Annotated in this window: 16 protein-coding genes and 1 pseudogene; 7 read left to right on the top strand and 10 right to left on the bottom strand. The window is 70.8% G+C overall.

All coding sequences use genetic code 11. From position 1 onward, the window contains the following. Positions 1-86: 86 nt before the first annotated feature. Both F8274_RS00595 and F8274_RS00600 read right to left on the bottom strand, forming a co-directional pair. Positions 87-1,922, bottom strand: a complete 1,836-nt coding sequence (locus F8274_RS00595) for a long-chain fatty acid--CoA ligase (protein ID WP_151460285.1) — start codon at positions 1,920-1,922, stop codon at positions 87-89. Between the two features lie 45 nt (positions 1,923-1,967). Continuing rightward, positions 1,968-2,204: a hypothetical protein gene (locus F8274_RS00600; protein ID WP_151460286.1), complete on the bottom strand. Its 237-nt coding sequence runs from the start codon at positions 2,202-2,204 to the stop codon at positions 1,968-1,970. A gap of 89 nt (positions 2,205-2,293) precedes the next feature. On the opposite strand from F8274_RS00600, the gene F8274_RS00605 reads away from it, so the two are divergent. Beyond that, positions 2,294-3,688, top strand: coding sequence for an MFS transporter (locus F8274_RS00605; RefSeq protein WP_225853504.1), 1,395 nt, complete (start codon positions 2,294-2,296; stop codon positions 3,686-3,688). A gap of 607 nt (positions 3,689-4,295) precedes the next feature. On the opposite strand, the gene F8274_RS00610 is transcribed toward F8274_RS00605, so the two are convergent. The 6 genes and pseudogenes from F8274_RS00610 to sigJ all read right to left on the bottom strand — a co-directional run bounded on the left by F8274_RS00610 (position 4,296) and on the right by sigJ (position 11,139). After that, entirely contained in the window at positions 4,296-5,204 is a 909-nt protein-coding gene (locus F8274_RS00610; RefSeq protein ID WP_151460287.1) for a DUF2336 domain-containing protein, read from the bottom strand. Positions 5,205-5,319: 115 nt separating this feature from the next. Beyond that, complete coding sequence (locus tag F8274_RS00615) at positions 5,320-7,005, bottom strand: ABC transporter ATP-binding protein (RefSeq protein WP_192579631.1); 1,686 nt, start codon at positions 7,003-7,005, stop codon at positions 5,320-5,322. A gap of 41 nt (positions 7,006-7,046) precedes the next feature. Next, entirely contained in the window at positions 7,047-8,870 is a 1,824-nt protein-coding gene (locus F8274_RS00620; protein WP_225853505.1) for an ABC transporter ATP-binding protein, read from the bottom strand. A gap of 307 nt (positions 8,871-9,177) precedes the next feature. Then, the gene (locus F8274_RS32230) at positions 9,178-9,666 is read right to left on the bottom strand and encodes an NAD(P)-dependent oxidoreductase (protein WP_255474534.1); all 489 of its coding nucleotides are present in this window, start codon (positions 9,664-9,666) and stop codon (positions 9,178-9,180) included. A 142-nt stretch (positions 9,667-9,808) separates the two neighbouring features. Further along, positions 9,809-10,111, bottom strand: a pseudogene (locus F8274_RS32420) (NAD-dependent epimerase/dehydratase family protein); the annotation flags it as partial. 86 nt (positions 10,112-10,197) lie between these two features. Then, the gene (gene sigJ, locus F8274_RS00630; RefSeq protein WP_151460290.1) at positions 10,198-11,139 is read right to left on the bottom strand and encodes an RNA polymerase sigma factor SigJ; all 942 of its coding nucleotides are present in this window, start codon (positions 11,137-11,139) and stop codon (positions 10,198-10,200) included. A gap of 100 nt (positions 11,140-11,239) precedes the next feature. Here sigJ and F8274_RS00635 point away from each other — a divergent pair, with 100 nt between their 5' ends. The 6 genes from F8274_RS00635 to F8274_RS31035 all read left to right on the top strand — a co-directional run bounded on the left by F8274_RS00635 (position 11,240) and on the right by F8274_RS31035 (position 16,340). Then, positions 11,240-11,845, top strand: coding sequence for a YdeI family protein (locus F8274_RS00635; protein WP_151460291.1), 606 nt, complete (start codon positions 11,240-11,242; stop codon positions 11,843-11,845). A 124-nt stretch (positions 11,846-11,969) separates the two neighbouring features. Next, the gene (locus F8274_RS31030; protein ID WP_192579632.1) at positions 11,970-12,134 is read left to right on the top strand and encodes a hypothetical protein; all 165 of its coding nucleotides are present in this window, start codon (positions 11,970-11,972) and stop codon (positions 12,132-12,134) included. A gap of 308 nt (positions 12,135-12,442) precedes the next feature. After that, positions 12,443-13,441, top strand: a complete 999-nt coding sequence (locus F8274_RS00640; protein ID WP_192579633.1) for an NBR1-Ig-like domain-containing protein — start codon at positions 12,443-12,445, stop codon at positions 13,439-13,441. A 399-nt stretch (positions 13,442-13,840) separates the two neighbouring features. Further along, positions 13,841-14,569: a peptidoglycan-binding protein gene (locus F8274_RS00645; protein ID WP_225853506.1), complete on the top strand. Its 729-nt coding sequence runs from the start codon at positions 13,841-13,843 to the stop codon at positions 14,567-14,569. A gap of 52 nt (positions 14,570-14,621) precedes the next feature. Further along, entirely contained in the window at positions 14,622-15,401 is a 780-nt protein-coding gene (locus F8274_RS00650) for a peptidase inhibitor family I36 protein (RefSeq protein WP_151460293.1), read from the top strand. Between the two features lie 6 nt (positions 15,402-15,407). Then, positions 15,408-16,340: a SpoIID/LytB domain-containing protein gene (locus F8274_RS31035; protein ID WP_192579635.1), complete on the top strand. Its 933-nt coding sequence runs from the start codon at positions 15,408-15,410 to the stop codon at positions 16,338-16,340. A gap of 198 nt (positions 16,341-16,538) precedes the next feature. On the opposite strand, the gene F8274_RS00660 is transcribed toward F8274_RS31035, so the two are convergent. Together F8274_RS00660 and F8274_RS00665 are read right to left on the bottom strand one after the other, a co-directional pair. Further along, on the bottom strand, positions 16,539-17,384 hold the full coding sequence (locus F8274_RS00660) for an alpha/beta fold hydrolase (protein ID WP_151460294.1): 846 nt from the start codon (positions 17,382-17,384) through the stop codon (positions 16,539-16,541). Positions 17,385-17,732: 348 nt separating this feature from the next. Beyond that, the gene (locus F8274_RS00665; RefSeq protein WP_151460295.1) at positions 17,733-18,347 is read right to left on the bottom strand and encodes a dihydrofolate reductase family protein; all 615 of its coding nucleotides are present in this window, start codon (positions 18,345-18,347) and stop codon (positions 17,733-17,735) included. Between the last annotated feature and the right edge of the window lie 192 nt (positions 18,348-18,539).

Below are 18,539 nucleotides of genomic sequence, written 5' to 3' on the forward strand. Positions count from 1 at the left end.
CCGGTGGGTGCGGGATGACCCAGCAGGCGCGGCGCCGGCGGCGGCCCTGCCGGCCACAGACATCCCGACCTCTCCGGCCAGGACACCTAGTGGCCGGCGTAGAGGGCTTCGATCTCGGCGGCACGGTGCCGCTGCACCACCTCGCGCTTGATCTTCAACGTGGGGGTCAGTTCACCGCTGGCCTCGGTGAAGTCGTCGGGCAGGATGCGGAAGGTCTTGATGGCCTCCGCCTGGGAGACAGAGCTGTTCGCCCGGTCGATCGCCGCCTGAATCTCCCCGCGCAGGGCGGGGTCGTCGCGCAGTTCCGCCACCGATGCGCGCGGGTGACCGTGCGCGGTCCGCCACCGCAGCCATGCCTGCGGGTCGAGGGTGACCAGAGCCGCGGCGTACGGCTTCGCGTCGCCGACCAGCATGCAGTTGCTGACCAGCGGGTCCGCGCGTACCCGATCCTCCATCTGCGCGGGCACGATGTGCTTGCCGGCCGCGGTCACGAGGATCTCCTTGGTGCGTCCCGTGATCCGCAGATAGCCGTCGTCGTCGAGACTGCCGAGGTCGCCGGTGCGGAACCAGCCGTCGGCCGTGAACGCCGCGCGGGTGGCGGACGGATTGTTCCAGTACCCGTGGAAGACGACGTCGCCGCGGACGAGGACCTCCCCGTCGTCGGCGATCGCCAACTCCACGCCCGGTAGCGGCCGGCCGACCGTGCCGATCCGCATCGCCGACGGCCGGTTCGCCGCCAGCGCGGGGGAGGTCTCGGTCAACCCGTACCCCTCCAGCGGCGTCAGGCCGGCGCCGCGGAAGAAGTGCCCGAGCCGCTCACCGAGGGGGGCGCCGCCGACGATCGCGACGCGGCACCGTCCGCCGAGCGCCGCCCGCAGCTTCCGATAGACCAGCAGGTCGAAGACCCGCCGCGCCAGCCGGAGCGCCGGGCCAGGACCGGACGGGCGGTCCAGGGCCCGGCTGTACCGCACGGCCACCCGGTCCGCGACGGCGAAGAGGCGACCCTGGTGGCTCTCGATGGCCTTCTGTCGCGCCCGGTTGTACATCCTCTCGAACACTCGCGGCACCGCGAGGACGAACGTGGGCCGGTAACGGCGTAGCTGATCCATCACGCCGCTCATGCTGGCGCTGTGCACCATCGTCGCCCGGGTCTGCACCATCCCCACCTGGATCATCCGGGCGAACGCGTGCGCCAACGGCAGGAAGAGCACCGTCGACGCCCGCTCATGGAACAACTCCGGCAGCACCGCGACCGCGTTGCCGACGTCGAGGCCGATGTTGCGGTGCGTCAGCACGCAGCCCTTCGGCCGGCCCGTCGTCCCGCTGGTGTACACGATAGTCGCCACGTCCCCGCCCGACACCGCAACGCGGCGGGCCGCCACCTGCTCGTCGTCGACGGACCGGCCCCGAGCCGCCGCCTGGATCAGGTCACCGGCGTCGATCTGCCACACCTGCCCCAGCCCCGGCAGCCTCTCCCGTACGCCGGTCAGCATCGCGGCGTGCTGGGGTGTCTCCACCACGCACGCCACCGCGCCGGAGTCGGCCAGGATCCAGGCCAGCTGATCGGCACTCGAGGTGTCGTACACCGGAACGGTCACCGCGCCGACCGTCCACACCGCATAGTCGACCAGGGTCCACTCGTAGCGGGTGCGGCTCATCAACGCCACCCGGTCCCCGGGCGCGACCCCTGCGGCGATGAGTCCTCGCGCCAACGCCAGCACGTCGTCGCGGAACTGCCGGCAGGTCACCGCACCCGCGTCGCCGACACCGGCCTGCTGCGCGGGCCACGACCGGGCGTCCGGGTCCGGGCGCAGAAACTGCACCTTGTCCGGTTTCTGCCGCGCGTTCTCCCACACCACGTCGGCCAGCCCCACCGACTCACGGCCGGTCACCTCCGGCTTCACCACGACGCTGCCCCGCATGCCCCGTACGCCCCCTGGCTGTAGACCGATGCGTCCCTGCACGCCCTATCGGCTGCTCTTCAGCTTCTTGTAGAGCTGGTCGGGCTCATGCGGGAAGTCCCTCGCTTTGTCCCGCGCCCGGTAGAAGTCTTCGATCATGTGCTGAACCTCGCCGGTGAACCGCCGTTCCCACTCGATCACGTCGTCGACGTTCTTCCGGTCCCGTTTGCCCATCAAGCGCTCGATGTCGGTGACGTCGTAGTCCTTCTGCATCGCCTGACCGGCCGGGTCGTGGATCTTCATTACCTGATCCCCCGTTGCCGGTGCTCCGCCGCGCGATTGCCCGAGGCGTACTTGGCCAAACGCTCCGCTCCGCCCTGGGGCGCTCGTTCGTGGCCGGTGCCGGCGGGAAACCGCGCCGGGCGGCCATCCAGGCCTCGAGTGAGTGGAAACGGCTGATGTCGAGAGCGGGTCTTCTGGCACGACAGGACGGCGGCGGGCAGCCGGGCGCCTGGGCTGATCCACACCCGACCCGCATCCCGGTGGGCCAGACTGCACAGGTGAAGATCGCGGCGCCGACAATCAGGTGGACGCCGTGGCGGTTCGTGACCGCGTTCGGTGTTGTCAGTCTGTTGTCGGACGTGGTGTACGAGGGCGCCCGGTCAGTCATCGGACCCTACCTGGCCACCCTCGGGGCATCCGCGACCCTCGTCGGCCTGGTCACCGGCGTCGGGGAGGCGTTCGCCCTGGCCGGACGGCTGGGCACCGGACCCCTCGCCGACCGGACCCGGGCCTACTGGCCGCTGGTCCTGGTCGGCTACGTCCTGACCATGGTCGCTGTGCCCGCTCTCGGGCTGACCAGCGCGTTGTGGCTGGCTTCGGTGCTGTTTGTCGCGGAACGTGCCGGTAAAGCGATCCGGGGCCCGGCGCGCGATGTCATGATCTCCCACGCCGCCTCGGCGGTCGGCCGTGGCAAGGGCTTTGCCGTGCACGAGGCGCTCGACCAGGCCGGGGCGGTTGCGGGGCCCTTGCTGGTCGCCGCCGTTCTGGCCGCCACCGCCTACCACTACCGGCCCGCGTTCCTCGCCTTGGCCGTACCGGCTGTGGCGGCGCTGCTCCTGCTGCTGTGGCTGCGCGCTGGCGTGCCCGATCCGCGCCGCTTCGAACCGGGCCCTCAACCCGGTGCGTCGCCCGCCCCGCCGGGCGTCCGGCTGCCCCGCGTGTTCTGGACCTATCTGGCCTTCACGGTGCTGACCACGGCCGGCTACGCCACCTTCGGTGTGCTCAGCTTCCACCTCGCCACCCGGCAGGTCGTACCGGTGGCGGTGGTTCCGGTCGTGTACGCCGCCGCGATGGGCGTCGACGCGATCGCCGCGCTAGCCTCCGGGTGGCTGTATGACCGGGCCGGCCTCCGGGTACTGGCCGCCGTCCCCGTGCTGACCGCTCTGATCCCGCTGGCTGCCTTCACCACCACCCCGGCGACCGCGGTCGCCGGGGTCCTGGCCTGGGGCGCCGTGCTCGGCATCCAGGAATCCGCCATGCGTGCGGCCATCGCCGACATCGTCCCCACTGGCAGGCGGGGCACCGCCTACGGAATCTTCGCCGCCGGGTTGGGCGCGGCGACCCTGGTCGGTGGGGTGCTCATCGGTGCCCTCTACGACTACTCGATCACCGCCATGATCATCACCGTGGCCGGAATTCAGGCCGTCGCCCTCGCCCTGTTCGTCGCTACCGATCGCCCGGCCACCCGGCCCGTTCGCCCTTCACCGCGGGGGAGTCGTGGATGACGAACGAGCCGGCGATCGCAAGCCGCGGTGCGCCCGGCGGCGAGTGGAACGGCGCCCGTGGTTCCGCGGATCTTGGACCAACGTGGGAACGGCCGCCCTGCCCCGCGCTGACCGATCGATCGTGGCGCGTGGTGGTCGACGCCAGATGCAGGCCGCGGTCGGAACCGGCGGAGTTCTTCACCATTCCACCCGCACCCCGGCCCAAGCCGTACGGGGTGGTCGTTCTGGGTTAGGGTTTGGAGGGCGGAGCGAAACGGATCCGACGCCGCCCCGGCGAGCGGCCGGATCCACCCCGCTCATCCACCGCACCCGGCTTGCAGATGCGAGCGGGTGAGTCGCGCGCTGGCGCGCAACACTTTGGAGCAGCTGTTGACCGATCTAGCCGTGCAAGATTCAAGTCCGTTCCGTGCAGCACCGGGAGCAGAAGCGCCCTTCGATCACACACCTGCCGTCGACGTGAGTGCGGCTGCGATGACCCGACTGCGCACCCCGTTCGGGGCCGAGGGCAACGCCGACCGGAAGCCGGCGGCGGCACCCGTCGCTGCTCGCTAGACCAGCACGACGCCGAGGTCAGCATCGTCAACCAGATGGCAGAGATGCCGCGGCCTTAGCGTGCGGCGCCGCCCGGTCGACCCGGATCGGTCCCGGAGGGCCGGTGACCGACGCGTGGAGCCCGTATCACCGGGGAATTGCCAGACGCCGGGCGGAAACCCCGCGCCGCGCCGGCCACCGTATCGTCGGGATCGCGCTCGAGGGCCCGCCGGATGTGCGGCGGGACAACCTCGGATTGTGCCATCGCCAGTCGGACCTGCACCGAACGGTCGTCAACCAGGCGTTCCAGATCCGCCTCGTTCAGCTGAACCGCGCGGACCAGCGCGGCACGGACGTCGACCACGGAGTCCTGGGCAAGCGCGGTGCGCTGCTCGGCGGTGGTCCGCGGGTTGCGGGCGACCCCCTTGCGTACGCGTGCGGTGCGATCGGCCATCAGAGCGGTGATCACGTCGGGGTCGTGGGTGTGGGTGGCGAGTCGTTCCCGTACCTCGGGTGAGACGTCGTCGATCAGCCTGGCGGCCAGATCGGGCTCCAACTCCCGCATCTCCGCGAGGAGGCCACGAAGCTCCTTGTCGGGTGCCTCTGACATCACCCGGCGAACCGACTCGTCGCAAGCCGGGTTGCCGGCGACCGCCCAGCGGACCCACCGGTCGGCGTCCTTGACGAGACGCAAGAGATTGGCGATGGAGGTCGAAGGGTTTCTTGCCACGGCCTCCCGGACCTGACGATCATGGTCCCGGGTCAGCGGTCGCAGTGCCTGCGCGGGTGCGTCGGTCCGAGCCGCGACCGCCTTACGGACCACAGCCGACGGGTCGGACGCCAAGTCGATGAGGGTCATCTGTGGCGTTGTGGGGTCCTGCGCGACGGCGAGCCGCGCGTCGACGCTCCCACCCATCGGATGGTGGGCGGTGGTATCTGACCCGCTGTGGCGATCAGGCCCGCCGACGTCCTGCTGCTTCCCCATGGGCGCAATCATGTCACGGACTGACTGGGGCAGTGCGAGCCTGACCAGCGCGTTGACGATGGTCGAAGCGTCACCTCGCGGCGGCGCCCTTCGGTACGTCAGCTGCACGGACCTCTCAGCTGTGCCAGGAGCGCCAGAGGGAGGCGTAGGCCCCGTCGGCGCGGACGAGCTCGTCGTGGCTGCCGAGTTCGGTGATCCGGCCGTCTTCCATCACGGCGACCCGGTCGGCGTCGTGCGCGGTGTTGAGCCGGTGCGCGATCGCGATGACGGTCCGGCCGGTGAGCACGGCCGCCAGCGCGCGCTCGGTACGCCGGGCGGTGGTCGGATCGAGCGCGGCTGTCGCCTCGTCGAGGATCAGCGTGTGCGGGTCGGCGAGCACCAGCCGGGCCAGCGCGAGCTGCTGCGCATCGGCCGCCCCGAGTTGCCTGGCCCCGTCGCCGAGTTCCGTGTCGAGGCCGTCGGGCAGCTCGGCGTACCAGTCGGCGCCGACGGCGACCAGCGCGGCTCGCATCTGTTCGTCGGACGCGTCCGGCGCGGCGAAGGCGAGGTTGTCGCGCACAGAGCCGATGAAGACGTGGTGTTCCTGGGTGACCAGGGCGATCCGGCGCCGGCGCTCGGCGGGATCCAGGTCGGTGATCGGGCAGCCGCCGATGCTGACCACGCCGTGTCGCGGGGCGTCGATCCCGGCCAGCAGCCGGGCCAGGGTGGACTTCCCGGCGCCCGACGGGCCGACGACGGCCAGCCGCTCGCCGGGCCGTACCTCCAGGTCGATGCCGTGCAGGACGTCGTGGCCGTCGGTGTACGAGAATCGGGCGCCGCGCACGACGAGCCGTTCCCCTGGTGGCGCGGAGGCCTTGCCGGGCGGCTCCGGTGGCACCTGGCCGACGCCGAGCACGCGGGCGAATGACGCGAAGCCGCGCTGCGCCTGTTCGGTCCACTGCAGGATTCGGTCCAACGGCTCGATCGCCTGCTGGAGATAGAGCGCGGCGGCGACCACTTCACCGAGCGAGACCATCCCCCTGGACAGGAAGAATCCGCCGACCAGCAGCACCGCGGCGATCGGCAACGGATAGCTGGCCTCCACCACCGTGTAGAACACGGTCCGCAGCGCGAGCGTCGCCCGTCGGGTAGCCCACACCCGGGCGATGCGCTCGGTGCCATGGACGATCCGGTCGTCGGTGAGGCGCAGCGCCTCCACCGTGCGCGCGCCCTCGGCGGTGGTGGTCAGCGTCTCGGTCAGCTCCGCCGTGGCGGCGCCCTCGGCGAGGTAGGCGGAGCTGGCCCGCCGCAGGTACCAGCGGCTCGCCGCCCAGATCGGCGGCAGCCCGGCGAGCGCCACCAGGCCGAGCATCGGGTGCAGCAGGAAGATCGCCCCGAACAGCAGCGTCAGCTGCGCCGATGCGATGACGATGGTGGGCACGACGTCGCGGACGGTCGTCCCGACGGTTGACACGTCGACGGAGCTGCGGGTGGCGAGGTCCCCGGAGCCGGCCCGCTCCACGACGGAGACGGGCAGGCCGAGCGTCTTGCGGATGAACTCCTCGCGCAGCCGGGCAACCGCCCGCTCCCCGAACCGGTGACCGGCGTACTGGGCGTACCGGGAGAGCAGCGCCTGCACCAGAACGCATCCGCCGATCGCCATCGCCAAGCGGTCCACAGTGGCGACCCGCGCGCCGGCGGCAACCTGGTCGACGATTGTGCCGAGCAGCCACGGCGCCGCGAGTCCGGCGATCGCGGCGGCACCGTGCAACACCAGCACGACCAGGACCGCGCGCCGGTCCCGGCCGACGAGGTCCAGCATCTCCCGTCGGACGGCGGCACGGTCCGCTACTGGCAGCCGGCTCACCGCAACGCGCCCTCGGGCCCGGTGAAGTCTCCGAAGTCGAGGGCGTCGCTGCCCCGGGCCACCAATTGCCGGTAGCCCCGGTCCTGATCGAGCAGTTCGGCGTGGGTGCCGGTGGCGACGATCCGCCCCTCGCTCAGATGCGCGACCGTGTCGGCGTGCCCGAGCAGCAACGGTGACGTAGCGAGCACGATGGTGGTCCGCCCGGCCCGCGCGACGCGCAGCCGCTCGGCGATCCGCGCCTCCGTGTGCGCGTCCACCGCCGACGTCGGGTCGATGAGGATCAGCACCTCAGGTTCGGCGAGCAGCGCCCGGGCCAGCCGCACCCGTTGGCGCTGGCCGCCGGAGAGGGTGCGGGCCCGGGTGTCGATCGGGGTGCCGAGCCCGTCCGGCAACGCGTCGGCGATGTCCTCTGCCGACGCGGTACGCAGGGCCGCCGTGATCCGGTGATCAGCGTTTCCCTTCTGGGCGAGGGTGTCGCCGTTCCCTGCTCGGGTGCGGCCGTCGCCGTTCCCTGCCCGGCCGTCGGCGCTCGACTCCCGGCCACGCAGGATGTCCCGCAGGGTCCCGGCGAAGAGATAGGAGTCGTGGTCGGCGACCAGGATCCGGGCGCGTACCTGGTCGAGTGCGATCCCGGTCAGCGGCACGCCGCCCCAGGTCACGTCGCTGACGACGTAGCGTCCGAGCCGGTCGGCCAGGGCGATGGCCTCCGCCGGGTCGTCGGCGGCGACGCCGACCAACCGACCGTCGCGCACGGTCAGTCCGCAAGCGGGGTCGTACAGGTCTGCGGGCCGTAGCGGCGCGGACCCGGCTAGCGGCCGGCGGGCACCGGGTACGTTTCCCGGCCCGCCCACGTCCTGCGGGGTCGGGCCGCCGACGTGGTCCGGGGTCAGGTTGAGCAGGGCGATGATGCGGCGGGCGGCGACGCGGCCCCGGATCACCCCGTAGCTTCCCTCAAGCAGGAACCAGACCGGCACGATGAGCGTCGCCACGTACCCGTAGACGGCGACCATTTGCCCGACCGTGATGTCGCCAGCGACCGCCATGCGGGCCGCGAGCCACACCACGGCCGCGAGGAACAGCCTCGGTATGGCGACCGTCAACGCGTCGATCCAGCTGTAGACGGCACCGACCCGATAACCCTCGGCGAGCAGGTCCTGGGAGCGGGCAGCGTACCGGCGGGCGAACAGGCCGCGGCCGCCGACCCCGGCCAGCACCCGCAGCCCGGCCACGATGTCGCCGGCCCGGGTGGTGAGGACGCCCTGCTGCTGTCGGTAGACGGACTCCGCCCGTTCGAGGCGGCGCAGCATCGGTCCGATGATCAGCGCGATCGCCGGCACGCCCAGCAGCACACACAGCGCCAGCAACGGAGAGACCGACCACAGCACGACGGCGATGACCGCGTACGCGATGACGGCGCCAACGCCCGGGCCGGTCATGGTGAGCACCTGCGACGTATAGCCGATGTCGGAGCCGCCGACCGTGGCGACCTCCCCCGCGGCGAGCCGGCGCGGCAGCACCGCGCCGATCCGAGACAACTGGCGCAGCAGGGCCGCCGCGGAGCGGGCTGAAGCGTCCTCCCGGACGAAGGTCATCGTGCGGTGCCGCATGATGCCCAGGTACGACAGCCCCGCCCCGGCGACGACGATTGCCGCGACCCACAGCAGCAGGGCTCGGGTGTCGTGCGCGCGCAGTCCGTCGTCGACGGCGCGTGAGACGAGGTACGGCCGGACCGACAGCCCGATCATCCACGCCGTGCCGACCACGGTGCCACGCAGCACCCGCCAGGGTTGACAGCGAACCAGCCACCAGACGTACCGCATCGGCCCCCTCGTGTCCGGCACACCGGGCTCGGGATGCGGAATCTGTGGGGGCACCCGCCAAAACTACCGAGCGGGCTGGTGACGTACCCACCCAATATCCCCGGGTTCGGTCGTGCATCATCCCGCGCCGGCCGCACTGCTGCTGAGGCGGCGGTTGGCCAGGAACCGCAGGCGCTCCAAGCCACCGTCGATCAAGGTGTTGGCGATGCAACAAGTTCCGGTGCTTGGCGGTCACCCAGGACGCCATCTACGTGTTAAACAGCAGCAAGTGCTCCCAACCGAGGCGGGAAGGACGACGCTCAGCACGTCACGGCACGACCTGGAAGCCCTGGCGCCAGGTCCGGTGCGTCGGGTGCCAGCCCAGTTCGCGCTTGGCCTTGGCGTTGGATGCGCCGCGCAGTTCGGTCATGAGCACGACGCCGGCCTGTCCGGCGGCCAGCCGTCCGACGAACCGCGGTACGCGCATCGGCTTCTTGGCGCCCAGCATCGCTGCCAGTTCCGGTAGCCATTCGGCGACCGGGGCGGGGTCGTCATCGACGATGTTGTAGACACCGCGGCCGCCGTTCTCCACCGCTGCGACCGTCGCCTCGGCGGCGTCGGCGATGTGGACGAACGACCACACCCCGCCGCCGTCGCCGACGACCGGGAACCTGCGTTTGCGGATCATCTCGAGCTGCTCGGAGCCTGGCCCCATGGAGGTTCCGGGTCCGTAGAACGCGCCGTAGCGCAGCACGATCCCTTCGGTCCAGGCGGCGCTCAGCACGGCCTTCTCCAAGTGTTCGATCGCGGCGATCATCGGGGCCATCTGGCTGACCGGTGCGCGATCCAGGGGGTCTTGTTCGTTCTTGACCGGCCCGCCGGTCCGCGTGTAGGTGAACGCCGTTGCTCTGGGCGACGAACCGTCGTGCTCCGGCGGCGCGTGCGGCCGCGAGGAGGTTGTCGGTCCCCTCGATCCGCAGCCGGTTGGTGGCGGCGAAGCTGCGGTCGAAGTGGCGGGTGTCGACGTGCCCGATGGCGGTCAGCTGGTTGACGATCACCTCCGGGGCCGCCTGGCGCACGGCCGCCTCGACCTGGGCGCGATCCAGCGCATCGGCGATGACCGGTACCGCGCCCAGCTGTGCCGCCCTGGCCTTGTTGGATTCGCTGCGGATCATGGCGAACACCTCGTGTCCGGAATCGACCAGACGCGGCACCAGTTCCTTGCCCATCGCTCCGGTCGCTCCTGCCACCAGCACCCTCATCGTCGGCTCCCTTGCTCTCCGGTTCGGATTCGTCACTTGAACCGGATGGCCCGCCGATCCCTGACAGGGTCACGGGGTGATGCGGGTCACATCATGAGCAGGGGCTCCCCATGGCTGACCGCCGCCCATTGCCGGGTCGCGCGTTCGAGCTTGTCGGGGTTTGCCTGGGTACGGCAGGCAGTGATGCCCTCGGCCGTGACCTCCAGGCACATGATGGCGACGACCCGGCCTTCCACGACCGCCACAACGGCGGGTTCGCCATTGGCGGTCCAGGGGTAGATCTCGGGCGAGCCGCCGACGACGGCGCGCTTGGCCTCGGCGGGCTTGAACAGGCCCCGCAGGAACTTCGCGACCGCGACGGCTCCCTCGAACGCCCTGGTGCGTGCCGGAACCTTCCCTCCGCCGTCGCCGATGGAGATGGCGTCCTTGGTGAGCAGGCGTACGAGCTCATCGGTCCGGCCACTGGTGGCGGCCGCGAGGAACTCCGCGGCGATCCGCTGGGCGGCGGCCCGGTCGATGTCGGTGCGGGCTTTGCCGTACGCCACATGCTTCTTGGCGCGGTGAAAGATCTGCTGGCTGGCGGCCTCGGTGATGTCGAGGATCTCGGCGATCTCCCGGTGCGGGTAGTCGAAGGCCTCTCGCAGCACGTACACGGCCCGCTCGTTGGGGGACAGGCGCTCCATGAGGGTGAGGACCGCGTACGAGACCGATTCGCGCCGCTCAGCGGTGTCGGCCGGGCCGAGCATCGGGTCCCCCGCCAGCAGCGGCTCGGGGAGCCATCGACCCACGTAGGTCTCGCGGCGTGCCCGCGCGGACGTGAGCTGATTGAGGCACAGGTTGGTGAGTACCTTCGTCAGCCAGGCCTCGGGGACCTCGACGCGGTCGACGTCGGCGGCCTGCCAGCGCAGGAATGTCTCCTGCACGAGGTCCTCCGCCTCGTCCGCGGAGCCGAGGAGACGGTAGGCGATGGCCTCCAGGCGGGGCCTCGACAGCTCGAATCGGTCGACGTCATCCACCGTCAACGGCATGACCTGATCATATTTCCCGCCACGCCTCCAGCCGATCACGGCCCACTCGTATGGCTTACCGGGGGAGGCTGCGGCAAGAGCGCAGCGATAGCCTGCCGTCATGGGGAGCGCCGAACTGGACGAGTTGATCGTCGCGGACGCCGACGCGCTGCGGGTGTGGTTGTCGGCCAACCACGCCACGTCGCCCGGTGTCTGGCTCGCCCTGACCAAAAAGGGCGGCACAGTCACGACGCTGACCTGGCAGCAGGCCGTCGACGAGGCCCTGTGTTTCGGCTGGATCGACGGGCAGGCCCGTAAACGGGATGAGGAAACCTCCTGGATCCGGTTCACCCCGCGCAGGCCCCGCAGTTCCTGGTCGCAGCGCAATGTCGCGCACGTGGCCCGGCTGGAGGCGCAGGGGCGAATGCTGCCCCCAGGTCGCGCCGCGGTAGAGGCCGCGAAGGTGGACGGGCGCTGGGCGGCCGCCTACGCCCCGCCGTCGGAAGCCGAGGTGCCGGCCGACCTGCTCGCCGCCATCGCCGCCGACCCCGCCGCCCAGGCCATGTTCGACGTGCTCACCAAGACCAACCGCTTCGCTCTCATCTACCGCGTCAATGCCGTCAAACGGGCGCAGACCCGCGAGCGGAAGATCGGCGAGTTCGTTGCCATGCTGGCCCGTCACGAGACGATCTACCCGCAGAAGGCCAAGCCTCCGAACTCACCGTGATCGAGCAACGTCATGAATGGCACGGCGGGGCCACCAGCGGGACTCAGCTTTCTGCGTACCATCGCACCGTGAGTCGCGACTACGCCGCCCGGCTTGCACCGGGCGTTCCGATCGGGACGGACCGATGAACAACGTCCGGGCGCTCATCGTCTGCGGTGTGGTCGCCGCCGTGCTGGCCACCGCTCTCATCGTGATCGGGCTGCAGGGGCAGACCGGGCTGCGGCCGGGTTTTGCATCCTCGGTGGGCTCCTCCTTCCGGTCGCGGCCGCATTCCTGGCCGAGGCGATGAAGCGGGGTGGGCCGTGAGCAGCCACACCGCGCCGAGTTCGCTCGCTGGCCCCGCGGCAAGCGCCAGCACGGCGGGCACCGCCAGCCCGGCGGCGGCGAGGAAGCGGACCCACGTCGGGAAAGGCTCTTCATCGATGACGTCCTTCAGCGCACCGGGACCTTCGCGCCCGGTGTCGTCATCCACGACATTGATGACCGACGACGCCGTTAGGTAGCCTCTTACACGCTCTGACAACGTCTGACGCCGGCGTCTGACATGGGGGATGCATGGAGAACCAGCGTGCTGCGGGTGAGTTAGGTCCGGACCGCGTGGCCGCCGAGACATTCGCCGAACAGCTGCGGACACTGCGGACCGACGTGGGCAACCCGTCGTTCCGAAAGATGGCCGGGCGGTCGGGCCGGATCTCGCACACCACGCTGCACGAGGCTGCCGCTGGGACCAGGTTTCCCTCCTGGGAGACCACGCGCGAGTTCGTCCGGGCCTGCGAGGCCGACGAGGCCCAGTGGCGGTGCCGCTGGGAGGATGCCCAGCACCCAAGAACAGCCCACGCCGGTCCAGACGACGCCCAGACACCGGTCACCACCGATGCCCAGACCGGGGCCGGCATGTCCGACGCTGTGACGACCCGCGTCGTGGCCGCCGAGACGTCCCGCGCCGCGACCGCTGCGGCGGCCGGTGGGCCCGTCGTGTCCGGAGTCACCACGTCCGCCGACCTCGTGCCGGCGGGCCCACGCGCGCTGCGGGTCGCGGAGCACCTGCCGGCGGTGCAGGACGAGGTCACGGGTGCGCGACGGCACCCCTTGCCGTGGCTCGCCGCCGCGGCGACCGTGGTGGTGGTGGCGTTGGTCGCCGCCCTGGGCTTCGCCGTCCGCGGCCGGTCGTCCCCGGGCGGCTCGGGCGCCGCAGCCGCGTCGCGGTCCCCGTCGCCGTCGGCGTTCTCGGACGCGTTGATTCCCGGGGACTCGAGCAAGTTCGTCGCCGACGTCACCATCCCCGACGGTACGCGGGTGAAGGTGAACGCCCGATTCGAAAAGGTGTGGGCGCTCAAGAACGTGGGATCGGTCGACTGGCACAACCGCTTCCTCGCGCGGACGAACCCCACCGTTGACGATGACGACTGCCAGACACCGGACCGGGTGGCGATCGGCGACACGCCGCCTGGCGAGCAGGTGATGATCAGTGTTCTGGTCACCGCGCCGATCCGCCCCGGGAAGTGCTGGGTCAGCTGGAAGATGGTCGACGAGCACGGGCAGGAGTACTTCCCCAGCCGCCGGCCGGTGTACTTCATGGTCACCGTCATCGCCTGAGCGCGCCTGGCGGCGGCCGCGGTCAAGCCCGCAGCGCCGCCGCCCCGGTCGGTCTGCCGGATCCGGGGTCGCCCCGATCGGTGTCAGCGTGCGACCGCTCGATGTCAGCCGCGGGTGCCGCCCAACCTGACAACACCGCATCCATCGAGGTCGGTGACGGCCTGACGGATCTGACAGGGCAGCGGGGGTACCGAACAGCACGTCTCTTCTCGCAGGGTGAGGTCCGTTCCGAACGAGACTCACCAGCTACGAGGAGGACCGAACTTGCGCCGTCCCTGGTTACCCGTCGGGCTCGCCGCGCTCTGCGTGGCCGTCGGCGTCCCGGCCCATGCGTGGGCCGCGACATCCGGCGCCACAGCGCAGCGGACCGTCGCCACGGCCGCGCGGCCTGTCGTGGACATGGAGGCCACCGTCCTGGCCGCCCAGATCGACCCCCGCCGTGCCGACAACACACTGACCCCGGGCGCGAAGAGTTCGGTGCTCGCCGTGGAGCAGGCGCTCCAGGCTTCGAACCTGCTGAACGCGCAGTGGGTCGACGGCTACTTCGGCACCCAGACCGTCTCGGCGTACGCGGCCTACCAGCGCTCGCTCGGCTACACCGGCCTGGCCGCGAACGGGCTGCCCGGCACGACGTCACTGACGAAGCTCGGGCTCAACCGGTACACCGTCAGCAAGACGATCGGCCCGGGCGCGAAGGTCCAGCGTGACGGGTACGTCGTCAACGCCCGCACCCAGGCGATGCTGGCCGAGGCCCAGCGTCTGCTCGGCTACACCCTGGTGCTCGAGCAGGGCTCGTACAACCCCGGGGGCGACCCGACCTCGGCCGGTACGCACGACGGCGGGGGTGTCGTGGACATCGCGGTCACCGGCATGACCGCGGCCAAGCGCACCGCCGTCGCCCGGGCTCTGCGCCGGGTCGGCTTCGCCGCCTGGGTCCGTGACCCCAGTCAGGGTGACTGGCCGTGGCACATCCACGCCGCGGCGATCAACGACACCGACCTGTCCAGCCAGGCGCAGCACCAGGTCGGCGACTACTACCTCGGCATGAACGGCCTGGCCAACCGTGGCCCGGACGACGGTCCCCAGGTTCCGATCATGACCTGGGAGCAGTACCAGCGCGGGCAGTGACCCGCAGCCGACCCGATCCACCACCATCGCTCACTGTCCACGAGAGGACACCATGAACATCCGCAAGAACCTCGCCGTCGTCGGCGCAGCGCTCGCCGTGACCACCTCCATCCTGACCGTCGCCTCGCCGGCGCAGGCGGCGTCCCGCGACGGAGTCTGCGACAGCGGCGAATTCTGCTACTTCTACAACAGCAACTACGCCGGCTCCATCTCGGACTTCACCGGGTCGATTGAGGACTACGGCACGACGCAGCCGTCCTGCTACGAGTTCAAGGGCGCGGGCGCAGGCCAGGGCCTGTGCGTGAAGAACAACGCCGCGTCGGTGTGGAACCGCACCAGCAAGACCGTGGTGGTCTACTTCAACAGCAACTTCGCCGGTGCGAGCCAGTCGTTCGCGGCCGGGGCGAAGGCCAACCTCAACGCGACGTTGAAGAACAACAACGCCTCGCACAACATCGGCGGCACCAGCGGCACCTACCCGGCCGACCCGCGCGCCGCCGAGGCCGTCGCGTTCGCGAAGGCACGCCTCGGGCACACCGACTGGAACAACCAGTGCGAGCTGTTCGTCGAGCGGGCGTTCGGCACCAGCGGGCGGTTCGCCACGGCCCGCACGCACTACCAGTGGCAGAAGGACAACGGGCGCATTCACACCGGCTCGGTGCCGCCCGCCGGAACGGCGGTGTTCTTCACGTCCACCACGTCGGCCGGGCACGTCATGCTCTCCATCGGCGGCAACAGCGCCATCAGCACCGGGCCGACCGTCTACCAGACCAACACGTTCCGGGACCGGTCCGACTACCTGGGCTGGGCCTACGTCCCCAGCGGCTGGTGACCCGGCATGCGGATGACCTTCCTGAAGAAGTTTTCGGCCACTCTGGCCGTCCTGATGGTGGCGCTCGTCGGCGTTACGGTGGCGCCGGGCGCGGCGTCCGCCGCCGCCCGCGACGGGGGCTGCGACAGCGGCGAGTTCTGCTACTACTACAACAGCAACCAGGCCGGCTCGGTCTCCGACTTCACCGACTCCCTGGACGACTACGGCACGACCCAGCCGACCTGCTACGACTTCAAGGGCGCGGGCGCCGGCCAGGGCGTGTGCGTGAAGAACAACGCCGCGTCGGTGTGGAACCGCACCGGCAAGACCGTGCGGGTCTACTTCAACAGCAACTTCGCCGGTGCGAGCCAGGACTTCGCCGCCGGGGCGAAGGGCAACCTCAACGCCACGCTGAAGAACAACAACGCCTCGCACGAACTGCTGAGCGGGCCGACGGGCTGCAGCACGGACGGCACCAACAGCAAGCTGCCGAGCACCATCCTGGTCTACCGGGTCAGTCTCGGGCGGGTCGACCGGGTCGACTTCAAGACGTACGTCAAGAACGTCCTCCCGAACGAGTGGGTCCCGAGCTGGCCGAGCGCCTCGCTGGAGTCCGGCGCCGTAGCCGTCAAGAGCTACGGCTGGTACTGGGCGCTGCACTCGACCCGCAAGACCCCCGGCGGTCAGTGCTACGACGTCCGTGACGACACCGGCGACCAGGTCTACCGGCCGTCGTCGACGCAGGCGTCGACGTCCGCCGCGGTGGACCGCACCTGGTCCACCCGGATGACCCGCAGCGGCAACATCCTGCAGGCGCACTACTGCGCGACCACGACCGCGTGCGGTGGCTGGGTGACCGGGGACTGGCTGTCGCAGTACGGCTCGCGTGATCTCGCGAACTCGGGCAAGAGCTACCAGGCGATCTTGCGCTACTACTACAGCGACGTGGTCATCTCCTGACCTCCCGCGCGAACCGTGCCGTCCGCCGCAGATCCGCGGCGGACGGCACGCTCGTGGCTGCGGCACGTCTCGGCCCCACCCGTCGCCGCGCGGCGACGCGGCTACCGTCTCGGCGTACGCGGCACCCTGGCCACTGAGTGGGCCTGCCGGAGGACGTTCGTCGACCAGCTGCCTGTCACCAACCAACGTGCTGGCCGGCTACGCCTGGAGCGCGAGCATCGCCGCCGCGACCTCACCGGCGGCCGCATCGGGGATCGCCGTCGCGGCCCGTTCGAGCACGAGCAGCCGCGCACCAGGGATCTCGCGCGCGAGCGCCTCGCCGTTGCCGACAGGGAAGAACGGGTCGCGCCGACCGTGCACCACCAGCGTCGGGATCGCGAGCTCGGACAGGCGCTCGCGCCAGCGCGGCGTGCAGTCGAGCTTGGCGAACACCATGCCCAGGTGGTTGGCCATCTGCACCGTGGGCTCCGTGCCCGGCGTGCGGTCCCATCTGCGCTCGGCGGTCACGCGCGCGGCGGCCGGGTCGTCACCGAGGATCTCCGCGCCTTCGGCGGCGAACTCGGCCACCGCGGCCCGGTCGGACCAGTCCGGCATCGATCGCGAGAACAACCGCTTCATCGTCTCGACGTCATGGTCCGGCAGGTCGTCGTCGACCGGGCCCGGAGCGACCGGCCGCGTGCCGACGAGGGTGAGCGCCGAGAACGCGTCCGGGTGGTCGAGCACGGCGACCTGGGCGACCATCCCGCCGACGCCGATGCCCGCCAGGTGCGCCGGCCGATCGTCGAGTTCGTGGGCGAGCGCCGCGGCGTCGGCCGCGAGATCGCGCAGCGTGTACGCCGGCGCGTCCGGGTCGACGGTGGTCGACGCCCCGGAATCGCGCAGGTCGTACCGCACAACGTGGCGCCCGCCGCGCGCGAGCGCCTCGCAGAGCGCGTCGGGCCAGGAGAGCATGGTTGTGCCGCCCGCGAGCAGAACGAGCGGCGCCGCCGTGTCACCGAAGTGCTCGACCCCGAGCGTGACGCCGTCCGCCTCGACCGTCGTCATCACGCCTCCGCCGTCGCGATGCCGCCGCCGAACGTGGGGAACGAGTGGACCGTCGGATACATCAGGGACCTCCAGGGCGGCGTCGTGGACCGGTGGCGCGGGGACGGCGGCACAAGCTACGCGTCCCCATCGGTCGTCTGCGTCGCGTCGTACGACGAGACTGGGGTTGGCGCTCAGAGATGGACCGCTGGCGGGGCGGAAACTCATCGGGCCCCGTCCGCAAGGGAACGATGACCGCGCAGCCGCCGTTGCCCAGCCTCGAGCAGTGCAACGGGCCACGACGTCACACCGCACTCGCCGGACTTCTGCCGACCAGCCGCCTCTCACCAACGTCATGGCCGGATACAACTAACTCCCTGCGGGCACCTGGTCCGTGACGTCGGCGTAGCCGACCTTGCCCGGGGCCGCCCTGGGCGCGTAGATCACGCGGATCACTCCCGTCGGGAAGGCCTCCGTCGCCGTCACCCTGAAGTGGTACGGCATGTCGCCGTCGTCGAACAGCTTGCGGCCCTTGCGCGCCGCCACCGGATGCACGAGCAGGCGCAGTTCGTCGACCAGGCCGGCGGAGAGCAGTTGCTGGACCACGGAGATCGACCCGGGGACGAGGATGCCTTTGCTGCCGGCATCGGCCTTGAGCGCGGCGACCGCGTCGAGCAGATCGCCCTTGATCAGCTCGGAGTTGCGCCAGGAGAACTCCAGCGGCTGGCGCGAGACGACCACCTTGCGCATGTCCCCGAGTTGCTTGGCGAAGACGGCGTCGTCGCCACCCGCGGCCTCGCGCTCGGGCCACGCCCCGGCGAAGCTGTCGTAGGTCTCGCGGCCGATGAGCAGCACGTCGGCGCTGTCGTAGTCCTCGCCGACGGCGCGGCCCATGTTCTCGTCGAAGTACGGGAAGTGCCAGTCCGGGTCGATCTCGGCCACACCGTCGGCCGAGATGAACAGTGTGGAGATGACCTTTGCCATCGGGCGGTCCCTTCCAGTCAGTGGTGTCGACAGGTAGACCGCCGCAGCATCTCAGAATCATCGGCCGGCCAGTGACCAACCCGCCGACCGACCGCGGGGCGCGGACGACGCCGCGCACGCAGCGGAACCGGAATCGTGTTCGGGTTATCCCGACCGCGCCGCGCGGCGCCGAGGGCGGCAGCCATCGCTCAC

It is taken from the genome of Micromonospora sp. AMSO31t (genome assembly GCF_008868175.1).
Taxonomy (GTDB): Bacteria; Actinomycetota; Actinomycetes; order Mycobacteriales; family Micromonosporaceae; genus Micromonospora.